15 protein-coding genes are annotated in these 14,637 nt (G+C 68.3%); 9 read left to right on the forward strand and 6 right to left on the reverse strand.

Features of this window, described 5'->3' with window-relative positions; translation table 11 throughout:
- Positions 1-475: 475 nt before the first annotated feature.
- Complete coding sequence (locus tag HII36_RS37020; RefSeq protein WP_217370437.1) at positions 476-1,204, forward strand: hypothetical protein; 729 nt, start codon at positions 476-478, stop codon at positions 1,202-1,204.
- Between the two features lie 310 nt (positions 1,205-1,514).
- Here HII36_RS37020 and HII36_RS59340 read toward each other — a convergent pair whose 3' ends face one another.
- On the reverse strand, positions 1,515-1,847 hold the full coding sequence (locus tag HII36_RS59340; RefSeq protein ID WP_407940847.1) for a DNA glycosylase AlkZ-like family protein: 333 nt from the start codon (positions 1,845-1,847) through the stop codon (positions 1,515-1,517).
- Between the two features lie 83 nt (positions 1,848-1,930).
- Positions 1,931-2,665: an alpha/beta fold hydrolase gene (locus HII36_RS37025; protein WP_173527985.1), complete on the reverse strand. Its 735-nt coding sequence runs from the start codon at positions 2,663-2,665 to the stop codon at positions 1,931-1,933.
- Positions 2,666-2,745: 80 nt separating this feature from the next.
- Between HII36_RS37025 and HII36_RS58880 the strand changes: the two genes are divergently transcribed.
- The 4 genes from HII36_RS58880 to HII36_RS37040 all read left to right on the forward strand — a co-directional run bounded on the left by HII36_RS58880 (position 2,746) and on the right by HII36_RS37040 (position 5,715).
- Positions 2,746-2,961 carry an HTH domain-containing protein gene (locus HII36_RS58880; protein ID WP_217370438.1) on the forward strand — a complete coding sequence of 72 codons (216 nt, stop codon included), beginning with the start codon at positions 2,746-2,748 and terminating at the stop codon, positions 2,959-2,961.
- Entirely contained in the window at positions 2,961-3,161 is a 201-nt protein-coding gene (locus HII36_RS56010) for a hypothetical protein (protein WP_217370439.1), read from the forward strand. Before HII36_RS58880 ends, HII36_RS56010 begins: the two co-directional genes overlap by 1 nt.
- 188 nt (positions 3,162-3,349) lie before the next feature.
- Positions 3,350-4,105: an ABC transporter ATP-binding protein gene (locus HII36_RS37035; protein ID WP_173527986.1), complete on the forward strand. Its 756-nt coding sequence runs from the start codon at positions 3,350-3,352 to the stop codon at positions 4,103-4,105.
- Positions 4,102-5,715, forward strand: coding sequence for a hypothetical protein (locus tag HII36_RS37040; RefSeq protein ID WP_173527987.1), 1,614 nt, complete (start codon positions 4,102-4,104; stop codon positions 5,713-5,715). The genes HII36_RS37035 and HII36_RS37040 overlap by 4 nt, the downstream gene beginning before the upstream one ends.
- 45 nt (positions 5,716-5,760) lie before the next feature.
- Here the strand turns inward: HII36_RS37040 and HII36_RS37045 are convergent, their stop codons facing one another.
- From HII36_RS37045 to HII36_RS37060, 4 genes are all read right to left on the reverse strand, one after another.
- A complete protein-coding gene (locus HII36_RS37045; RefSeq protein WP_173527988.1) occupies positions 5,761-7,695 on the reverse strand; it encodes a serine hydrolase domain-containing protein in 1,935 nt (644 codons plus the stop codon).
- Positions 7,696-7,818: 123 nt separating this feature from the next.
- On the reverse strand, positions 7,819-8,067 hold the full coding sequence (locus HII36_RS37050; RefSeq protein ID WP_173527989.1) for a hypothetical protein: 249 nt from the start codon (positions 8,065-8,067) through the stop codon (positions 7,819-7,821).
- Positions 8,064-8,396 (reverse strand): ArsR/SmtB family transcription factor, encoded by a 333-nt coding sequence (locus HII36_RS37055; protein WP_236004261.1) that lies wholly within the window; start codon positions 8,394-8,396, stop codon positions 8,064-8,066. Before HII36_RS37055 ends, HII36_RS37050 begins: the two co-directional genes overlap by 4 nt.
- 674 nt (positions 8,397-9,070) lie before the next feature.
- Entirely contained in the window at positions 9,071-10,099 is a 1,029-nt protein-coding gene (locus HII36_RS37060) for a fructosamine kinase family protein (RefSeq protein ID WP_173527990.1), read from the reverse strand.
- Between the two features lie 513 nt (positions 10,100-10,612).
- On the opposite strand from HII36_RS37060, the gene HII36_RS37065 reads away from it, so the two are divergent.
- Genes HII36_RS37065 through HII36_RS37080 form a run of 4 tightly spaced genes read left to right on the forward strand, consistent with a single transcriptional unit; the run spans position 10,613 to position 14,100 of the window.
- Positions 10,613-11,530, forward strand: a complete 918-nt coding sequence (locus tag HII36_RS37065) for a hypothetical protein (RefSeq protein ID WP_173527991.1) — start codon at positions 10,613-10,615, stop codon at positions 11,528-11,530.
- A gap of 52 nt (positions 11,531-11,582) precedes the next feature.
- Positions 11,583-11,879 (forward strand): hypothetical protein, encoded by a 297-nt coding sequence (locus tag HII36_RS37070; RefSeq protein ID WP_173527992.1) that lies wholly within the window; start codon positions 11,583-11,585, stop codon positions 11,877-11,879.
- 59 nt (positions 11,880-11,938) lie between these two features.
- Positions 11,939-12,193: a hypothetical protein gene (locus tag HII36_RS37075; RefSeq protein ID WP_173527993.1), complete on the forward strand. Its 255-nt coding sequence runs from the start codon at positions 11,939-11,941 to the stop codon at positions 12,191-12,193.
- Positions 12,190-14,100: a S8 family serine peptidase gene (locus HII36_RS37080; RefSeq protein ID WP_173527994.1), complete on the forward strand. Its 1,911-nt coding sequence runs from the start codon at positions 12,190-12,192 to the stop codon at positions 14,098-14,100. Before HII36_RS37075 ends, HII36_RS37080 begins: the two co-directional genes overlap by 4 nt.
- Positions 14,101-14,637 lie beyond the last annotated feature (537 nt).

Genomic DNA, 14,637 nt, shown 5'->3' on the forward strand with positions numbered 1-14,637 from the left:
GGCGGCGGCGGTGCCCAGGCAGACGAGGGTGGATGAGACCAGGGCGGTGAGGTTACGGCGAAGGCTCATGCGAGTTTCCTTGACGGTGGGGGGTGTGAAGGACAGCTTCTTTTAGGAAACTTTCCTAACAGTGAAGCTAGATCACGCCTATTCCCTCGTCAATGGCCGATATCGCGGCGTCATAGTGTGATTCCTCTGGCTGGCGTGCTCCTTCCCTGATGGCGTGGATCACCGCACCCGCAATGTCGCACGCGGCCGCTGTCCATCGTTTCGTTTGGCCGGACACCGTGGTCGGACAAGGCGGTCGATCCAGGAGGGTGCCTCCCGGATCCGAAGAAGGGCTCCGCCTGATCAGCCTGGAAAGGATCAACGCGTCCGGGTAGGTGGCCGATGTCGGAGACGTCATCGAAGTTCGACCGCTGCAGGGGTTGTCCGCGGCCGCATTACCCGCGCCGACTGATCAAGGATCTAGACGTTGGAGGGCCTGTTGACGACGGATGAGAACGGAACGACCGCGAAGGAGACAGCGGGCGCGATGCAGGTGGCCCTGCCGCTGCCGGCGCGAACGGATTACAGCAGGGCGTCGTTCCAGCAGTGCCTTGCGGCCGTGGCCGACGTGGTCGGGGTCGAGGTCCCGCCTGAGCCGGCTCCCGGCGATGAGCGGAACTGGAATCTGCTGGCGCGGGTGGCGCTCCGAGAAGCCTTCCGCCACGGCCTGACGCTGTCTGATGCGGCCTTCGACGTACTCATCAAGGCGGCCGTCTACGACCCGGACCCGAGCCACAACCGTCAGTTCGTCGAACCAGCTTTGAACGCATTCGGACGTCGGCGCGTCCGATCGGCGCTGCTCGATTACCTGCGAACGGGCACCGACGGGGAGCGGGCCGGCGCTGCGCGAGCGTGGTACTGGTCGGCTCTGCCACTTCGGCGCCACCAGGTGCGAGCAGAAACTCCGAACCCCGAGAGCCAGGCGGAGCCAGATGACCCGTCGGTCCTGATCCGGGACTGGAACCAGGCCACACTCCAGGAGTTCGTGCACAACGAGCACCTGGATGTTCGGCGAAGCATCATCCCTGACCTGCCGCTCCGGCGATCCGCGTACCCGCCGGAGCTGCATGACCTCGTGGACGCGGCAGTGTCGATCGCCCGCTCGCACCCAGACGAGTACATCCGTCATCGCGTGGAGCACCAGGTCCGCAGTTGACCACATGTCGAGCACGCTCCCTTCGTCGGCGCGCGGCCGTGAAGGCTGGAACTGCCCAGGTGTCCGGGCCTGCCGGCTCGATCATGTTCGCGTCGCAGGCGCATTGTCGGACGGGCAGGGGCGTTCCGGACGTCCACTGAGAAGCCGCTCAATCTCGGTCCGGAGGTCGGGCTGGGTGTAGAGCCAGGATCGTGAGACTCCGGCTGTGGTGGCGACAGCGTCGAAGGCCGCCGGACTGCCAGCCGTTTCCAGCTCGCGCAACGCCCGCACGACTTTTGGCCGGGCGAGAACTCGGCGATCGCCTCTGCCATCAGGGTGGCGAGGGCACGCCGGATGAGATGGTCGCATCGCTGGCGCAGGTCGTCGTCCAGGCTGGGTCGGTGGTAGCGGCGGACGGTTGCGGCGAGGATACGGGGAGCGAGCAGCCGCAGCACCCAGCGGGCATTCGAGCTGGGATGGTGTGCAGGGTGCCCCGCATGAACCAGCCGCGCACGATACTTCGCTCGTCCTCGTATGCCGCGCGGATGCCGGAGCTCGTGGTGTCCCGCCCTCGCACTCGGCTGCCCAGGTCGGTAGCTACGGCGTCCTGGGAGTGGATCGCGAAGACTCGGCCGACGACCGCTGCGGCGAGGGCTTCCCGCACTCCGTCGGCCAGAGCCTGCGCGCGGGCCCGCGGCCCCCGCGGACGATCTCGTGGTCAAGCATGGGCTTGGCGATCAATCTCGGTCAGGAGACGGCCGTGTGCAGGATGTTGGCGAGATCGGCGGGCGCAGACAGCATCGGCCAGTGTCCGGTGGACAGGTCGAAGCGCCGCCACGGCGCGTGGTTGAGGAAGTCCAGCATCGCCACCCCGCCGTCCAGCAGGCCCTGGAAGTCGCTGCAGGCGACCAGGACACGGTCCACACCGGGGCCGGGCTCGACCGGACCGGTCAGTCGCTGGGTGTAGGTGCCGAAGGGGTGAGGGGTGGCGCGTGCGCTCAACACGCTCCGCTGATCCTCGTCGAGGCCGTCGAGGCTGTTGGACAGGCCCAGGATCTCAAGCGGAGGCATCGGGAGCCGACAGCCGTCGCCATGGGCCGCGACCTGCCGGCTCAACTGGTCCGCTGCCTCCGGTGGCATGAGGTCGAGCATGCGCATGCCCGCAGCGAACGGGGCGCTGTCCACATAGACCACGCGCTCCAGACGGTCGCCGAGTCGCCCGGCTGCCCCGGTGACGGGAGCGGCCGCGTAGCTGTGGGCGACCAGGGTGACGTCGTGCAGATCGTTCTTCTCGACGAAGTCGGTGATGTCCGTGATGTGTGTGTCCAGGTTCGTCTGGGGCCCGCCCTCCTCCGCGCGCTCGGCCAGGCCGGTCAATGTCAGCGTCAGCGTCGTGTGGCCGTGCTCCTGGAGCGCGTCGACGACGTGTTGCCAGGCCCATGAGCCGAGCCAGGCGCCGGGAACGAGTACGAAGGTGGTCATGTGATCTCCTGAAATCGAGGTGCTGCGGGGAGCGTAGAGGGCATACAGGACAGAATCAGCCCTGATATGTCGAGTGATCCGTGTCACATCCCCTGACCTGTGTGCTGACCCTGCTGGAACTGCTCCAGCCGAACGCCGGACTCGCCGGGAGTGAGCCGGCCGTCCCGCTGGACACCGATGTGCGCACGGTCCGCCGGTACGTCGCCCACCTGCGCGACCTGGGCATCCCTGTGCAGGCCGAGCGCGGTCGCCATGGCGGCTACGGCCGGCCCGTGACTACCGGATGCCGCCCCTGATGCTCACCGATGACGAGGCCCTCGCCGTCGTTCTCGGACTCCTTGCGGCCGAACGGCTCGGGATGGGTGCCACGGTGCCGGCCGGCGCGGGCGCCCGCGCCAAGATCGAGAGAGTACGTCCGCAGGCTCTGCGAGAACCGCTCGCCGCCATGCAGAAGACTCTGCACTTCACCGCTGATGCTGTGAGGTGGCCTGCATGATCGCCTTCCTATGGTCGGCGGCTCGATCGTGGTGGCTGGTCACGACACCCATCCTAACGGCACGGCACGTGCCGTATTGACGGATCATTCGCACCCGCCCACAATGGCCACGTCCCCTCACGGCACGGCTCGTGCCGTTCCAAGGCCCGTGACGACGAACCGCTCGCTGAACGCTCAGGAAGAAGGCCGTGCCCGATTCCCCCTTCGCCGCCGTCGAGGTGGTGGACCTCACCCAGCAATTCGGATCCGTCCTCGCCGTCGATCGGCTGAGCCCGAGTGTTCCGCCGGGGATGTTCTACGGCATCGTCGGCCCCAACGGCGCCGGTAAGACCACCTCCTTGATGGCCATCTGCGGGCTGCGGGAGCCCACCTCGGGCTCGATCAGGATCGCCGGTCATGACCTGCGGACCGATCGGGAGGCCGCGCTCGCGCAGCTCGGCGTCATGATGGACGGGTTGTCCCTGCCCGAACGGCTGACCGCCACCGAGATCCTGCGCTACAGCGCGGGGTTGCGCGGCCTGGACGACGGCTGGCAGGCGCGGGCGGGCGACCTGCTGGAGATCCTGGGGCTCGACGCGGTGCCGCGCACGCTGATCGTGGAGTACTCGACCGGTATGCGCAAGAAGATCGGCTTGGCGCTGGCGCTGCTGCACCGGCCCCGAGTTCTGGTGCTGGACGAACCGTTCGAGGCGATCGACCCGGTCTCGGCCCGCTCCATCGAGCAGGTGCTCAAGCAGTACGTCGACGCCGGCGGCACGGTGCTGTTGTCCAGTCACATCATGGACTTCGTCGAGCGCAACTGCCGCCGGGTCGCGCTGGTCGCCGGTGGCAAGGTCCTCGTCGAGGGCCCGGTGGCGGAGGTGACCGCGGGCTCGACACTGAACGAGCGGTTCGTCGAGCTGGTGGGCGCCGACCCGGTGCGCCCGCTGGAGTGGCTGGCATGACCCGTACCTTGTTCGCGCTCAAGCTGCGCCTGCTCCGCAACGGTCCCCACAACGAGCGCGCCTTCAGCCTGGTCGCCGGGCTGGTCCTGGCCGGTCTGGTGATCGCCGGAGCTTTCCTGGCCACCCGCGGCGTCATCGGCGAAGGCTGGATCGCGGCCGCATGCACCGTGTGGGGCGGCATGTGGCTGTTCGGGCCGCTGGCCCAGCCCCGCCATGACCCATCGGTCATCTCGCGCGAATGGTTGCGCGGCTATCCGGTGCGGCCGCGGCGGCTGGCGCGGGCGCTGTCGTGGACCGAACTGCTCGGCGTCGGTCCGCTGATCACGCTGGCCTGCCTGGCGTCCCTGGTGGTGCTGGCCGCACCGGCTGGTCCCACGGCGGTGGCGGTCGCCGTCATGGCGGTGGTGGCCCAGCTGTATCTGCTGGTCTGGGCGGGCAAGACGGTGGCGGCGCTGGCGGCCTGGCTGCTGCAGACCCGGGCCGGGATGTTCCTGGCCGCCACGCAGACCGCGATCATGCTCGCGCTGTCGTTCGCCGGCTGGGTGCCGATCGCCGCCTGGCTGCTACCGCGTCTGGGCGAGGGGGACACCGCCCTCGCCGTCCCCGGCCTCGGGCACCTGCCCGCGCCGGTGATCGAGGCACTCACCGCCCTGCCCACCGGCTGGGGTTACGGCGCGGTGGTCGCCGCCCGCGAGGACGCCGGCGCCGGCCCGGTCGTGCTGCCCCTCCTGGCCCTCCTGGCCACGGGTGCACTGCTGCAGCTGGGCTGGATCGCGCTGACGGCTCGCGCCCTGCGCCGGCCGCCACGCCGGGCGACTCCGCGAAGGCCGGCCGTACCGGGACGTCCGCTGCCATTGCCGTTCACGACCCCGCAGGTGACGGCGGTCGTCTCGCGGGAGCTGGCCACCTGGCTGCGTGACCCGGCGCGCGGAGTGGAACTGCGCAGCGCCTGGCTGACGCCGCTGCTGATGGCGCTCGTCATCGCGCCCACCGGCTGGAGCTGGGCACTGCCCCTGGTGGGTCCCGCGGCGGCGGTGTTCGGCGCGATGGTCGCGATCAACACCTACGCGCTGGACGGCACGGCCCTGTGGCAGCTGCTCACCACCCCGGGCGCGCTCAGGGCCGACGCGCGCGGGCGCATGGTGGCGTGGACGGTGCTGTTCGGCGTCCCGTCCGTCGTGCTGGCGGCGGTGCTGTGGGCCGTGACCGGGTCGCCTCTGGGCGGTGCCGCCGTGGCTGGGGCCGTCACCGCGGCCGCGACGGCCTGCGCGGTGGCGCCGCTGCTCGCGCTCCTGATGCCGGCCGTGGGCGCCGACGCCCGCGACCGTGTCTACCCGGGCCAGCAGGCGGGCGATCCGACCGGCGGGCAGATGACGATCTTCCCGGTGGTCCTGCTGGCCGCCGTCCTGCCCGGTGTCATCGGCGGGGTCTCCGGCGGCCAGGGATGGGTGACCTTGCTGTCCGCCGTCCTGCTGGCCGGCGCCGTCCTGTACGCCACCCCGGCGCTCACCGTACGCCTGCTCCGCCGGCGCGGCGCCGGCCTCCTGGACGCGATGGCCTCCCGCGATGCCGCCGCCCTGCGCTCGACCGCGCGTGAGACAGCGCGCTAGCCATGTTTCACCGGCGACGACTCACGCCCCACCGCCCGCGGCCGGTCAGCCGATCAGGTTGTACGTCGCGGCCACGCTCAGGTAGGCCACCGCGGCCAGTGCGACAACGCTGTGGTGCGCCCGTCCGGCCAGGCTCCACCAGCCCTTCCGCCAGGCCAGCGCGACCGTGACCACCTGCGCGGCGGTCGCGACGGCCGCCAGGACGGGCAGCGTGGCGATGGCCGTGAGCAGCGGGCTGCCGCCAAGGAAGAAGTCGGCCTGCTTGGCGTCGAAGTCGGCGACCATCACCACCAGCGAGCCGGCCGAGGCCATGACGAGCACCGCGGTGACCCACCCGGGCACCCCGGCGAGCTTCGGCGCGTGCGCGTGCGCGTGCGTGGCCTGCCGGCGGGCGGGGGAGCGGCGGCGTATCCGCCGGACGGCGAAGGCGACGGGCCGGCCCATCGCCGACAGCACCAGGATGGTCAGGCTGACACCGAGCACGCCGAGATGCAGCGCGGGTGACTGGTACCAGGCGAGCCGTTCCAGCGGCCCGGCCGGGTTCTCGGTGGCGAGCAGCCCGTCCGTGCCGAACCGGATCGTCCGGTAGCCGTTCTTCTCGCGGAACAGGCCGGGCGTGATCTGGGTCCACTGCCGGGTCTCCGGCGCGCCGAGCGCGGTCGCGCCAGTGGTCGTGAGCGTGCCGTCGCCGGTGGCGGTCACGGTCGTGACGCTGGTGAGCGAGCTCAGCTTGCCGAGGTCGGTCATGTCGGCAGCCTGGGTGGCGCGGTAGGAGCCGGCGTGTCCGGCGGGGTCGGGCAGCGGGCCCGCCGGCTGTGCCGCGGTGACCGGGGCGGCGGCGAACTGGTCGGCGAAGGCGTTGACCAGCGCCCAGGCGGAGTCGGGGCCGCCCTTGCCGCTGCCGTTGTAGGAGGCGTAGATGCCGATGCGGCGATCGGGGACCAGCGCCAGGACGGCGAAGTAGCCGGGGATGTTGCCCCGGTGCACGAGCAGCCGCCGGCCGTTCCTGCTGTACTCCTGGAAGCCGTAGGCCATGCCGGAGGTGCCTTCGGCGTTGCCGAACCGCCGGCTGTGCATCAGACGCGCGGTCTCCGGCTTGAGGATCTTGCCGCCGTCGTTCAGGTGGGCCAGCATGAAGGCGGCCATGTCGGTCGCGGTGGAACGGAAGCCGGCGCCGTGCGGCGGCATGTGACCGTATTTGGCGCCCGTGGCCTGGACCTGGCGGCCGCCGGCCAGTCGGTAGCCGGGCGCCAGGGTGCGCGCGATCGCCTCGGGCTCCGGCTGTGCCATGGTGGAGTGCGTCATGCCCAGCGGGGCGAAGATGTTCTGCTGGACGAACTCGTGGAAAGGCATGCCCGAGCGGAGTTCGACCAGATGGCCGGCCAGGCCCATGCCGTAGTTGGAATACACCGCGCGGGTGCCGGGCGGGCGGATGCGGCGCGGCTGGTGGTCGGCGAGGTGCTCGCCGAGCGGGTGCACGTCGCCGGGGGTGGCCGCGCCGGTGCCGAAGTCACCGCCGGCGAAGCCCGCGGTGTGGGTGAGCAGGTGAGCCATGGTGATCGGCTTGCCCGGATAGGCGTCGTCGATCTTGAAGTCGGTGAGGTACTCGTTGACGTCGGTGTCCAGGTCGATGCGGCCCCGCTCGACGAGCTGCATGACGGCGGTCGCCGTGATCAGCTTCGCCACCGAGGCGGGGGCGAAGACGGTCTCGGCGGCGTCCACCGGACGGCGCGTCTCCACCTCGGCCACGCCGTAGCCCTGGGCGTAGACCTGGCGGCCCCCGGCCACCACGGCGACCGCCGCGCCGGGAATCCGGTGCTCGGCCAGCTGCCGGGTGATGAACGCGTCGGCGAACGCCCGTACGGAACTCGCCGGGTCGACGGAGGCGGCGGCGGGGGCGGTGACGTTCAGGAACGAGACGACGGCGGCCAGTGCGCAAAGCAGGGCACGCCGACAGGATGATTTGCGTTCGAGCAGCATGAGCTGCTCTCCTTTCCTCAGGAACACGTACGCGTCAAGGCACGCCGTTTCAGGCGTGGTCGTGCGGTTTCCGCTGTCCGGGGGCGAGTTGCCGCTCGCTCCCGGACCTCGTTCACGGGTGGATCAGTCGACGCTGCGCAGGATTCGCTCCACCGCCGCGACCTTCTCGGTCAGTTCGGCGAGCCTGGCCTGCACCTGGTCCTGCTTCTGCACGGCCTGCTCGGTGAGCTCGCGGTACCTGGCCATCTCAGCTGCCAGGACGTCCGTGCGATGCCGTTCGAAGCGGAAGTAGAACGCCATGCAGGCCGTGATGGCCCCGAACAGAATGAGCATGACCGCGATGGGGATCACGATGGAACCGACGTCGATCACTGCGGGGTCTCCTGCACGTCGTGGGGTCCTTCCTCGCCGTCCGCGCGGAGAGCCGCGAGGACGGTGTCGATGTTCAGGGTGAGCTCGAAGGGCAGCAGCCGGAGATACTTCATCGCCTTGCCGTCGACCGACAGCTCGAGCTGCCCTTCGACCAGCCGGGCCTTCTCCAGCCGCTCCAGATGCATGTAGAGCAGCGGACGTGACACGCCGATGCGGCGGGCCAGCTCACTGACGTGTACGCGCCCTCCGGCGAGCTCGGCCAGGATTCGCAACCGCACCGGGTGCCCGAGCGCGCCCAGCAACTGGAGCAACTCTTCACTGGTCAGCATGCCGTCCTTTGTGCGCGCCGATTTTCACCTGTTAGTTGAGTCTTACAGGTGAAAGAGAGACCGTCAAACCGGACTGATCGGGCGGCGGAGGGCTGAGGCGAGGAGTGCGGCCGCAGCAAGAACCGCGCGCGGCATTCGGGAGTGTCCGACCGTCAGACTCCCGAATCGGAAACCCCGGGCGGATACGACCAGGGCCCGATGTCGTAGCGGAAGCCGAGCCGGTCACCCGCCTTCGGTATGAGACCGAACAGCGTCACCGCCGTCTCGTCGCGGGCGTGGTCGCGGCCAGACGGTGGCCGAGCACGAGGCGCTCAGCGCCGGCGCTCGCCCGAAGGCCCGGACGCGCCGCACCCGTCCCAACCACTCCAGGTCCGCCTGCTTGGTGACCCCTGCTCGGCCCAGATGATGTCCGGCTTCTGGCGGTTATCACGGCACTTGACCCCGATCCGCACCTGCCTGCCATCAGGAGCACGGCTGGTGATGAAGACGTCGACTTCACGCAGGCCCGCCCCGGTCGGTCAGACAGCGACGCCGACTCGGTGACCACGGCGTCGGCATGGACGTGGGATCGGACGAAGGAGACGAGCACCTGGAAGTCATTGGACCGTGCGGGCAAGCGGACACGGTAGCGGTGACGGCCGACGATTTCTGGTCGCCCTGGTGCGCCGCCGCGATCAGCGCCGGTGGCGGGGCGGGGTGCTCGGTGACGGCTCCGAACTTGTGGCAGGAATGGTCTGCGGGGCTGTCGAGGTTCTGTCGGTCTGGCTGCTCCAGGTGTGACATCCCGCGGTCGGATTAGGACAAGTGGTGTCGGTGAGGTGGGTGCCCGGTGGCTGGTTCTTGTCCTCGTAGAAGTGGGAACCTCTCAGGAGTACGTTCCCGTCGGCTTCATGGTGCTTTCGTCGCAGTGACCAAGATCGGCGACGAAGCAGTCCGATGACGGCCTGGACATGCCGGACCGAGCCCGCGACATCGAGGCCGTGGGCGATGCTGCTCAGGTGCTCCCGCAGGTACAGGATCGGAGCGCGCTCGCGCCACCCACAGGCCAGGGGCGCCGCTTCGGCATAGGCGGGAAAGAAGCGGTCAGCTGCCGGTGGTCGTGTCGTCGAGCACCACAACGCGCCCACGTCCACCTCCGCCCGTGTGTACAGACGGCCGGGTCGATCAGCGCGGGATGCCCGCTGAGATGGGCGACGATGTTGCCCGGGCCACAGGTCGCCGTGGGTGAGGACAGCCGGCAGGCCAGGCACCAGATCGGGCAGCGCGCCGCACAGTCGCTCAATCGCCCGCCGCTGCTCTTGGTCCAGCACGGCCTCCACGGCCGCTTCCGGCAGCCGGCGCAGGATTCGCTGGCGGGCGAAGAGCGCGTGGCCGTCGGTGTCCCAGGTGTTGTCCTGCCGTAGCCGGCCAGCCAGCCGTCGTGGTGCCAGCCGAAACGGTCGCTGACAGCCGTCGGGTGCGGTTGGGCGATGTTGTGGCCGAGCCGCTCCCAAAAGCGGCTGTCGTGTTCGCGGCTTGGCCGCATCGCCTCGAGCACGAGCAGATGCGGCGCTTACCGCGAGCACCTGTGGTGTGACGACGCCGTCGAGCCTGGACAGTGCCCGCAGTCCTTCTGCCTCGGCCTCGAACATGTGAGGGTCGGGCAGGTCGAGGGTCTTGGCGAAGATGTGGCAGCCGTCGGCGAGAGCTGCGATGTCGGACATCGAGACGAGACCGCCGCCGGCCGGTCGCAGAGATCGGACACTGAAGCCCGCCTCGTGTAAACGCCGCAGAGCAGACACACGACCACGTCATTCCTGCCGGTGGCCTGCCGCGCATATCCCGGCGGCCACGCGCTCGGTGCGTGTTGGGCGGGTGTAGCCGGAAGTCACTCGCTCGATCCATCACCCGGGATCAGCGCAGCGAGATGCACCGCCAGGACGAGTAGTGCGGATCAGCTGCCGGTAATAGCGCCGTCTTGGTTCGCTCCACTTCTCCGACGCCTCATCGAGGACGAGCCGTACTTCACATCGCAAAGGAATTCGCGAAATCCAATGATGCCACCTCATGAAATAAGGCGTTTAATTCGGATAATTCTAAATAAGGGTCCCATGTAGATCGATCGGCAAGCATGAGCAAAGCGTGAGGGCATTCAGTTTCATTGGGAGTTCGTTGCGGGAGTTACTGAGAGGCAGAACAAGTACCTGTTCTCGTCACCCTCTCCAGGAGTAAAGAAAATGACTAACGCAACGATGGAAGCCGGCGCGCCTTCCACTTACGGCTACGGAATCAAGAAGCAGCCCACCGAAGGCCAGGTGGTACCTGCGGAGCTGGTCAGCACCCTCGTCGGGCTCGGTATTACACTGGGCCCTTCCATCGTCGAAGGAATCTTCGACCTGTTCCAGAAGCATCAGGGTCAGGGGCAGCAGACCCGGCCCCAGTCGGTGCGTCCGATGTCGACCGGCCAGCAGTCCCAGCAGGGCCAGGGCAAGACGGTCCCGGCCAGTCTCATCAGCTCGCTCATCGACGTCGGCATCGAATACGGCCCCGGCCTGATCGAGGACTTCCTCGACCTGTTCCAGAAGCAGCAGGGTCAGGGGCAGCAGACCCGGCCCCAGTCGGTGCGTCCGATGTCGACGGGCCAGCAGTCCCAGCAGGGCCAGGGCCAGATGGTCCCGGCCGATCTGATCAGCTCCCTTATCGACGTCGGCATCGAATACGGCCCTGACCTGATCAACGAATTCCTCGACCTGTTCCAGAAGCAGCAGGGTCAGGGGCAGCAGACCCGGCCCCAGTCGGTGCGTCCGATGTCGACGGGCCAGCAGTCCCAGCAGGGCCAGGGCAAGACGGTCCCGGCCAGCGTAGTGCCGTTGATCTTCAACTGCTTCGACTACATCTATGACTACCCAGGCTTCACGGGAGACTTCCTCGACCTGTTCCAGAAGCATCAGGGCCAGGGGCAGCAGGCCCGGCCCCAGTCGGTGCGTCCGATGTCGACGGGCCAGCAGTCCCAGCAGGGCCAGGGCCAGATGGTCCCGGCCGATCTGATCAGCTCGCTCATCGACGTCGGCATCGAATACGGCCCCGGCCTGATCGAGGACTTCCTCGACCTGTTCCAGAAGCATCAGGGACAGCCGGTCGGCGGACATTCCTGAGGATGTCCACCGCCGTCCCACCGACATGTGCCCTTCTGGCATGGAGCGGAAGATGGCATCACTGAATCAGACTCCCACGTCTCGTGGCGCGACCGTTTCTGCCGATATCGGCTCGACGTCACCTCAAGAATCGCCTCAGGCGCAAAGCCGTAGGCTCCTCGAACTCCTCAATGGATGGCTGCAGGTCACCGTCCCTCGCGAACCTCACATCGGCAGGATCATTCCATTGGTCCGCGAGGCGATTCAGCTCTATCGGGCGAGTCGATATGTGGAGTCCTTGAATCGAACACAGAAAGCGATGGAAATACTGGAACGCGTCGGCCACCCTGTTCCTGGCTCAACGCCGTGAATGACGAACCATCAGAACAGTCCGGGCCGGGCCAAAACCGGTCCGGACCCGTTCGATACATGATCGGCGGCAGGGATCGCGCCGCCAACGCCCAACTGGCCGAGATTCTTTCTGACGATCCCGAAGTGCGACTGCTGCGCAATCTCGGGAACCCGATCGCGCCGAGCCTGCTCGTGGTGGAGATGTTCCCCGAGCACGCCGAGGTGCTGCGTGAGTGGCTGGGGCCAGAGGTCACCATCGAGCGGGATATGCCACTCCACCCATTCGGGCGTGGCCACGAAATCAGAGATCCTCAGGAAGGCGGATCGCCATGAGTGATGAAGGAAGAACCGACAACCAAAAACCGAAGCCTCAGCCGAGAGGCCGGGCGAAGCCCTCCTCGCAGCCGGAGCGCTCCAAACGGCAACAGCCCGTCGAGGTTGCGTCGCGCCCTCAGCGCTACATGGTCGCCGCCCTGCCGCAGATGCAGCTCATGACCATGGGTGTGACCACACCACCACTCAGCCCGGCTGCCCTGCTCCGGATGCTCGAGGACGATCCGCGGGTGGACGTGCGACGTCGGCTGGTTCCTTCGCGCGCCACGCTCTTCGGTACGACCGGCACGTCCGTTCCGGAGATCGTGGTCGCCGACATGGACTTCGAGCACGCCAGGACACTGCGCCAGTCGCTCCCGCAGGTGCGTATCGAGCAGGATCGGCCGCTCGCCTATGCCAGGGTGACGCCGCTTCCCGAGCGGCCTGTCGCCACCGGGTTCGTGCAGCCGCTGGGTAACCTGTGCACCTTCGACTTCCTCGTCCGGGACGCCGACGGAGACCCGTTTCCCGGCGTGACCATCACGATCACCGGGACTCTGCGGTACGCCCAGGGAATTACTGGACGTGACGGGCGGGCTTCGGTGACCCTGATAGGAGAGGTCCCGGAAATGGTTCAGTCGGTGCTGTTCGACCCGCCCGCCGGCCATTGGAACCTCAAGCTGGACCGTCCCCTCCTGGAACTCGGTCGCGACAACGTGATCAAACTGAGGGAACTGTCCGAGACCTTCCCCGACTTCCCGCGGCAGCAGATCTTCGGATGGGGACAGCGGGCGATGTCGCTCGACCGAGTGGCGCCGACTTTCCGCGGGAAGGGCGTGAAAATCGCCATCATCGACTCGGGTGCCGACATCAAGCACCCTGACCTGGCCGGCCAGGTCACCGACGGAATCGATCTCGTCGAGGACACGGCCGCGGGCTGGGCCGTGGACACCGTACGGCACGGTTCGCACTGCGCCGGGGTCATCACCGGTGCCGACAACGGTTTGGGCATCCTCGGCTTCGCCACTGAGGCCGAGGTGCACGCCTGCAAGATCTTCCCGGGCGGGTGGTTCAGCGACCTCATCGACGCTCTCGACTACTGCATCGACAAGCAGATCGATGTCGTGAATCTCAGCCTCGGCACTCTCGAGGGGAACTCGTTCGTCGAAGACAAGATCAACGAGGCTCGGCAGACGGGTGTCGCGTGCATCGTGGCAGCCGGCAATACGGGTGGTCCGGTCAACTTTCCCGGCACGCTGCCGACGGTCTTGACTGTCGCGGCCATCGGCAGGCTCGACACCTATCATGCTGAAAGCTCGCATGGCAGCGAGGCCATGGAGCCGCTGACCGACGACGGCTTCTTCGCCGCGAAATTCAGTTGCCACGGACCGGAGATCGACGTCTGCGCGCCTGGTGTGGCGATCCTGTCATCGGTGACGGATCGCGGGTACGCCGTCTGGGACGGCACCTCCATGGCCGCTCCCCATGTCAGCGGCCTGGCCGCTCTCGTACTCGCGCATCGTGAGGAGTTCCGCGGCGAGTTTCGCAGCCGGGACGCGCGCCGGGTGGACCGGCTGTTCGAGATCCTCAAATCGAGCTGTACTGAACTCGACCTTGGCGATCCGCATCGGACCGGTGCGGGAATGCCGGATGCCTTGCGTGCGCTCGGAACCGTGTCCACGGGCATGGCGCCGACGCCGTCCGCCGACATTCGTCAGATCTTGGAACAGCTGTTGGCCGTGCTCGGTTCCCCGTCAGCCACGTCGCCGCAGTCGGTGGCACCCATGGCCTTGACCCCGTCCGAGACGCCCGCCGCGCCGCAGCATGCTGTGGTGGACGAGATCGGCGTACGGAACGAGTTGATGCGTCTGGATCAGGAGATGTACGCCGCAGGCCTCACGGGGTACGCCCCCGACCCCCTTGCCTGAGTCTCGAAACGAGCGCAGGTCCTCCTGGCTGCCGAGTCGCCTGCGCTCGTCAATGCCCGACGTCGACGCCCTTCAAGGATCGACGGGCGGACCCGGCCACCACCACCTGGAATCGGCACCGCGGACAGTCGCAGGCTCGCGTTGTCCACCGCGCGCCCCGACCGTGCGCGCGACATCGCTCGTGCAGGCCCTCCCGGGTCTCGTCCGAGCCGTTCAGCTCCGCGAACCCGCCGCTCTGCTGTCAGGGGCCGTCCCCCGTGGCCGCCTGCCGGCCCCGCGGTGCGCAAGCGCGCGTCGAACGCTGACCTCCCACGGCGCCTGTAGGGGTCCTGACGGGGACGTGGGCGGGGTCAGGTGCAGGTGCCGTCGATCAGACAGGTGGACATCGGCGCGTCCGTACCCCGGCGGATCGGACGGCGTCGAGGCGCGTAACGGCGGCGGCGACAGCCATGTCGTCGGCCGCGCCGAAGTGGTGCCCCCGCATGTACCGTCGCGGTCAATGAGCACCATGGACGGTGTGCCGCGCATGCGGTACCA

The organism is Nonomuraea antri (assembly GCF_013283785.1).
Taxonomy (GTDB): Bacteria; Actinomycetota; Actinomycetes; order Streptosporangiales; family Streptosporangiaceae; genus Nonomuraea; species Nonomuraea antri.

Coding starts and splice junctions, on each gene's coding strand:
- HII36_RS37025 (WP_173527985.1), bottom strand. CDS start 2,665: ATGACCACCTTCGTACTCGTTCCCGGCGCCTGGCTCGGCTCATGGGCC.
- HII36_RS37080 (WP_173527994.1), top strand. CDS start 12,190: ATGAGTGATGAAGGAAGAACCGACAACCAAAAACCGAAGCCTCAGCCG.
- HII36_RS37060 (WP_173527990.1), bottom strand. CDS start 10,099: ATGTCCGACATCGCAGCTCTCGCCGACGGCTGCCACATCTTCGCCAAG.
- HII36_RS37045 (WP_173527988.1), bottom strand. CDS start 7,695: ATGCTGCTCGAACGCAAATCATCCTGTCGGCGTGCCCTGCTTTGCGCA.
- HII36_RS37040 (WP_173527987.1), top strand. CDS start 4,102: ATGACCCGTACCTTGTTCGCGCTCAAGCTGCGCCTGCTCCGCAACGGT.
- HII36_RS37055 (WP_236004261.1), bottom strand. CDS start 8,396: ATGCTGACCAGTGAAGAGTTGCTCCAGTTGCTGGGCGCGCTCGGGCAC.
- HII36_RS37070 (WP_173527992.1), top strand. CDS start 11,583: ATGGCATCACTGAATCAGACTCCCACGTCTCGTGGCGCGACCGTTTCT.
- HII36_RS37075 (WP_173527993.1), top strand. CDS start 11,939: ATGATCGGCGGCAGGGATCGCGCCGCCAACGCCCAACTGGCCGAGATT.
- HII36_RS56010 (WP_217370439.1), top strand. CDS start 2,961: ATGCTCACCGATGACGAGGCCCTCGCCGTCGTTCTCGGACTCCTTGCG.
- HII36_RS37065 (WP_173527991.1), top strand. CDS start 10,613: ATGACTAACGCAACGATGGAAGCCGGCGCGCCTTCCACTTACGGCTAC.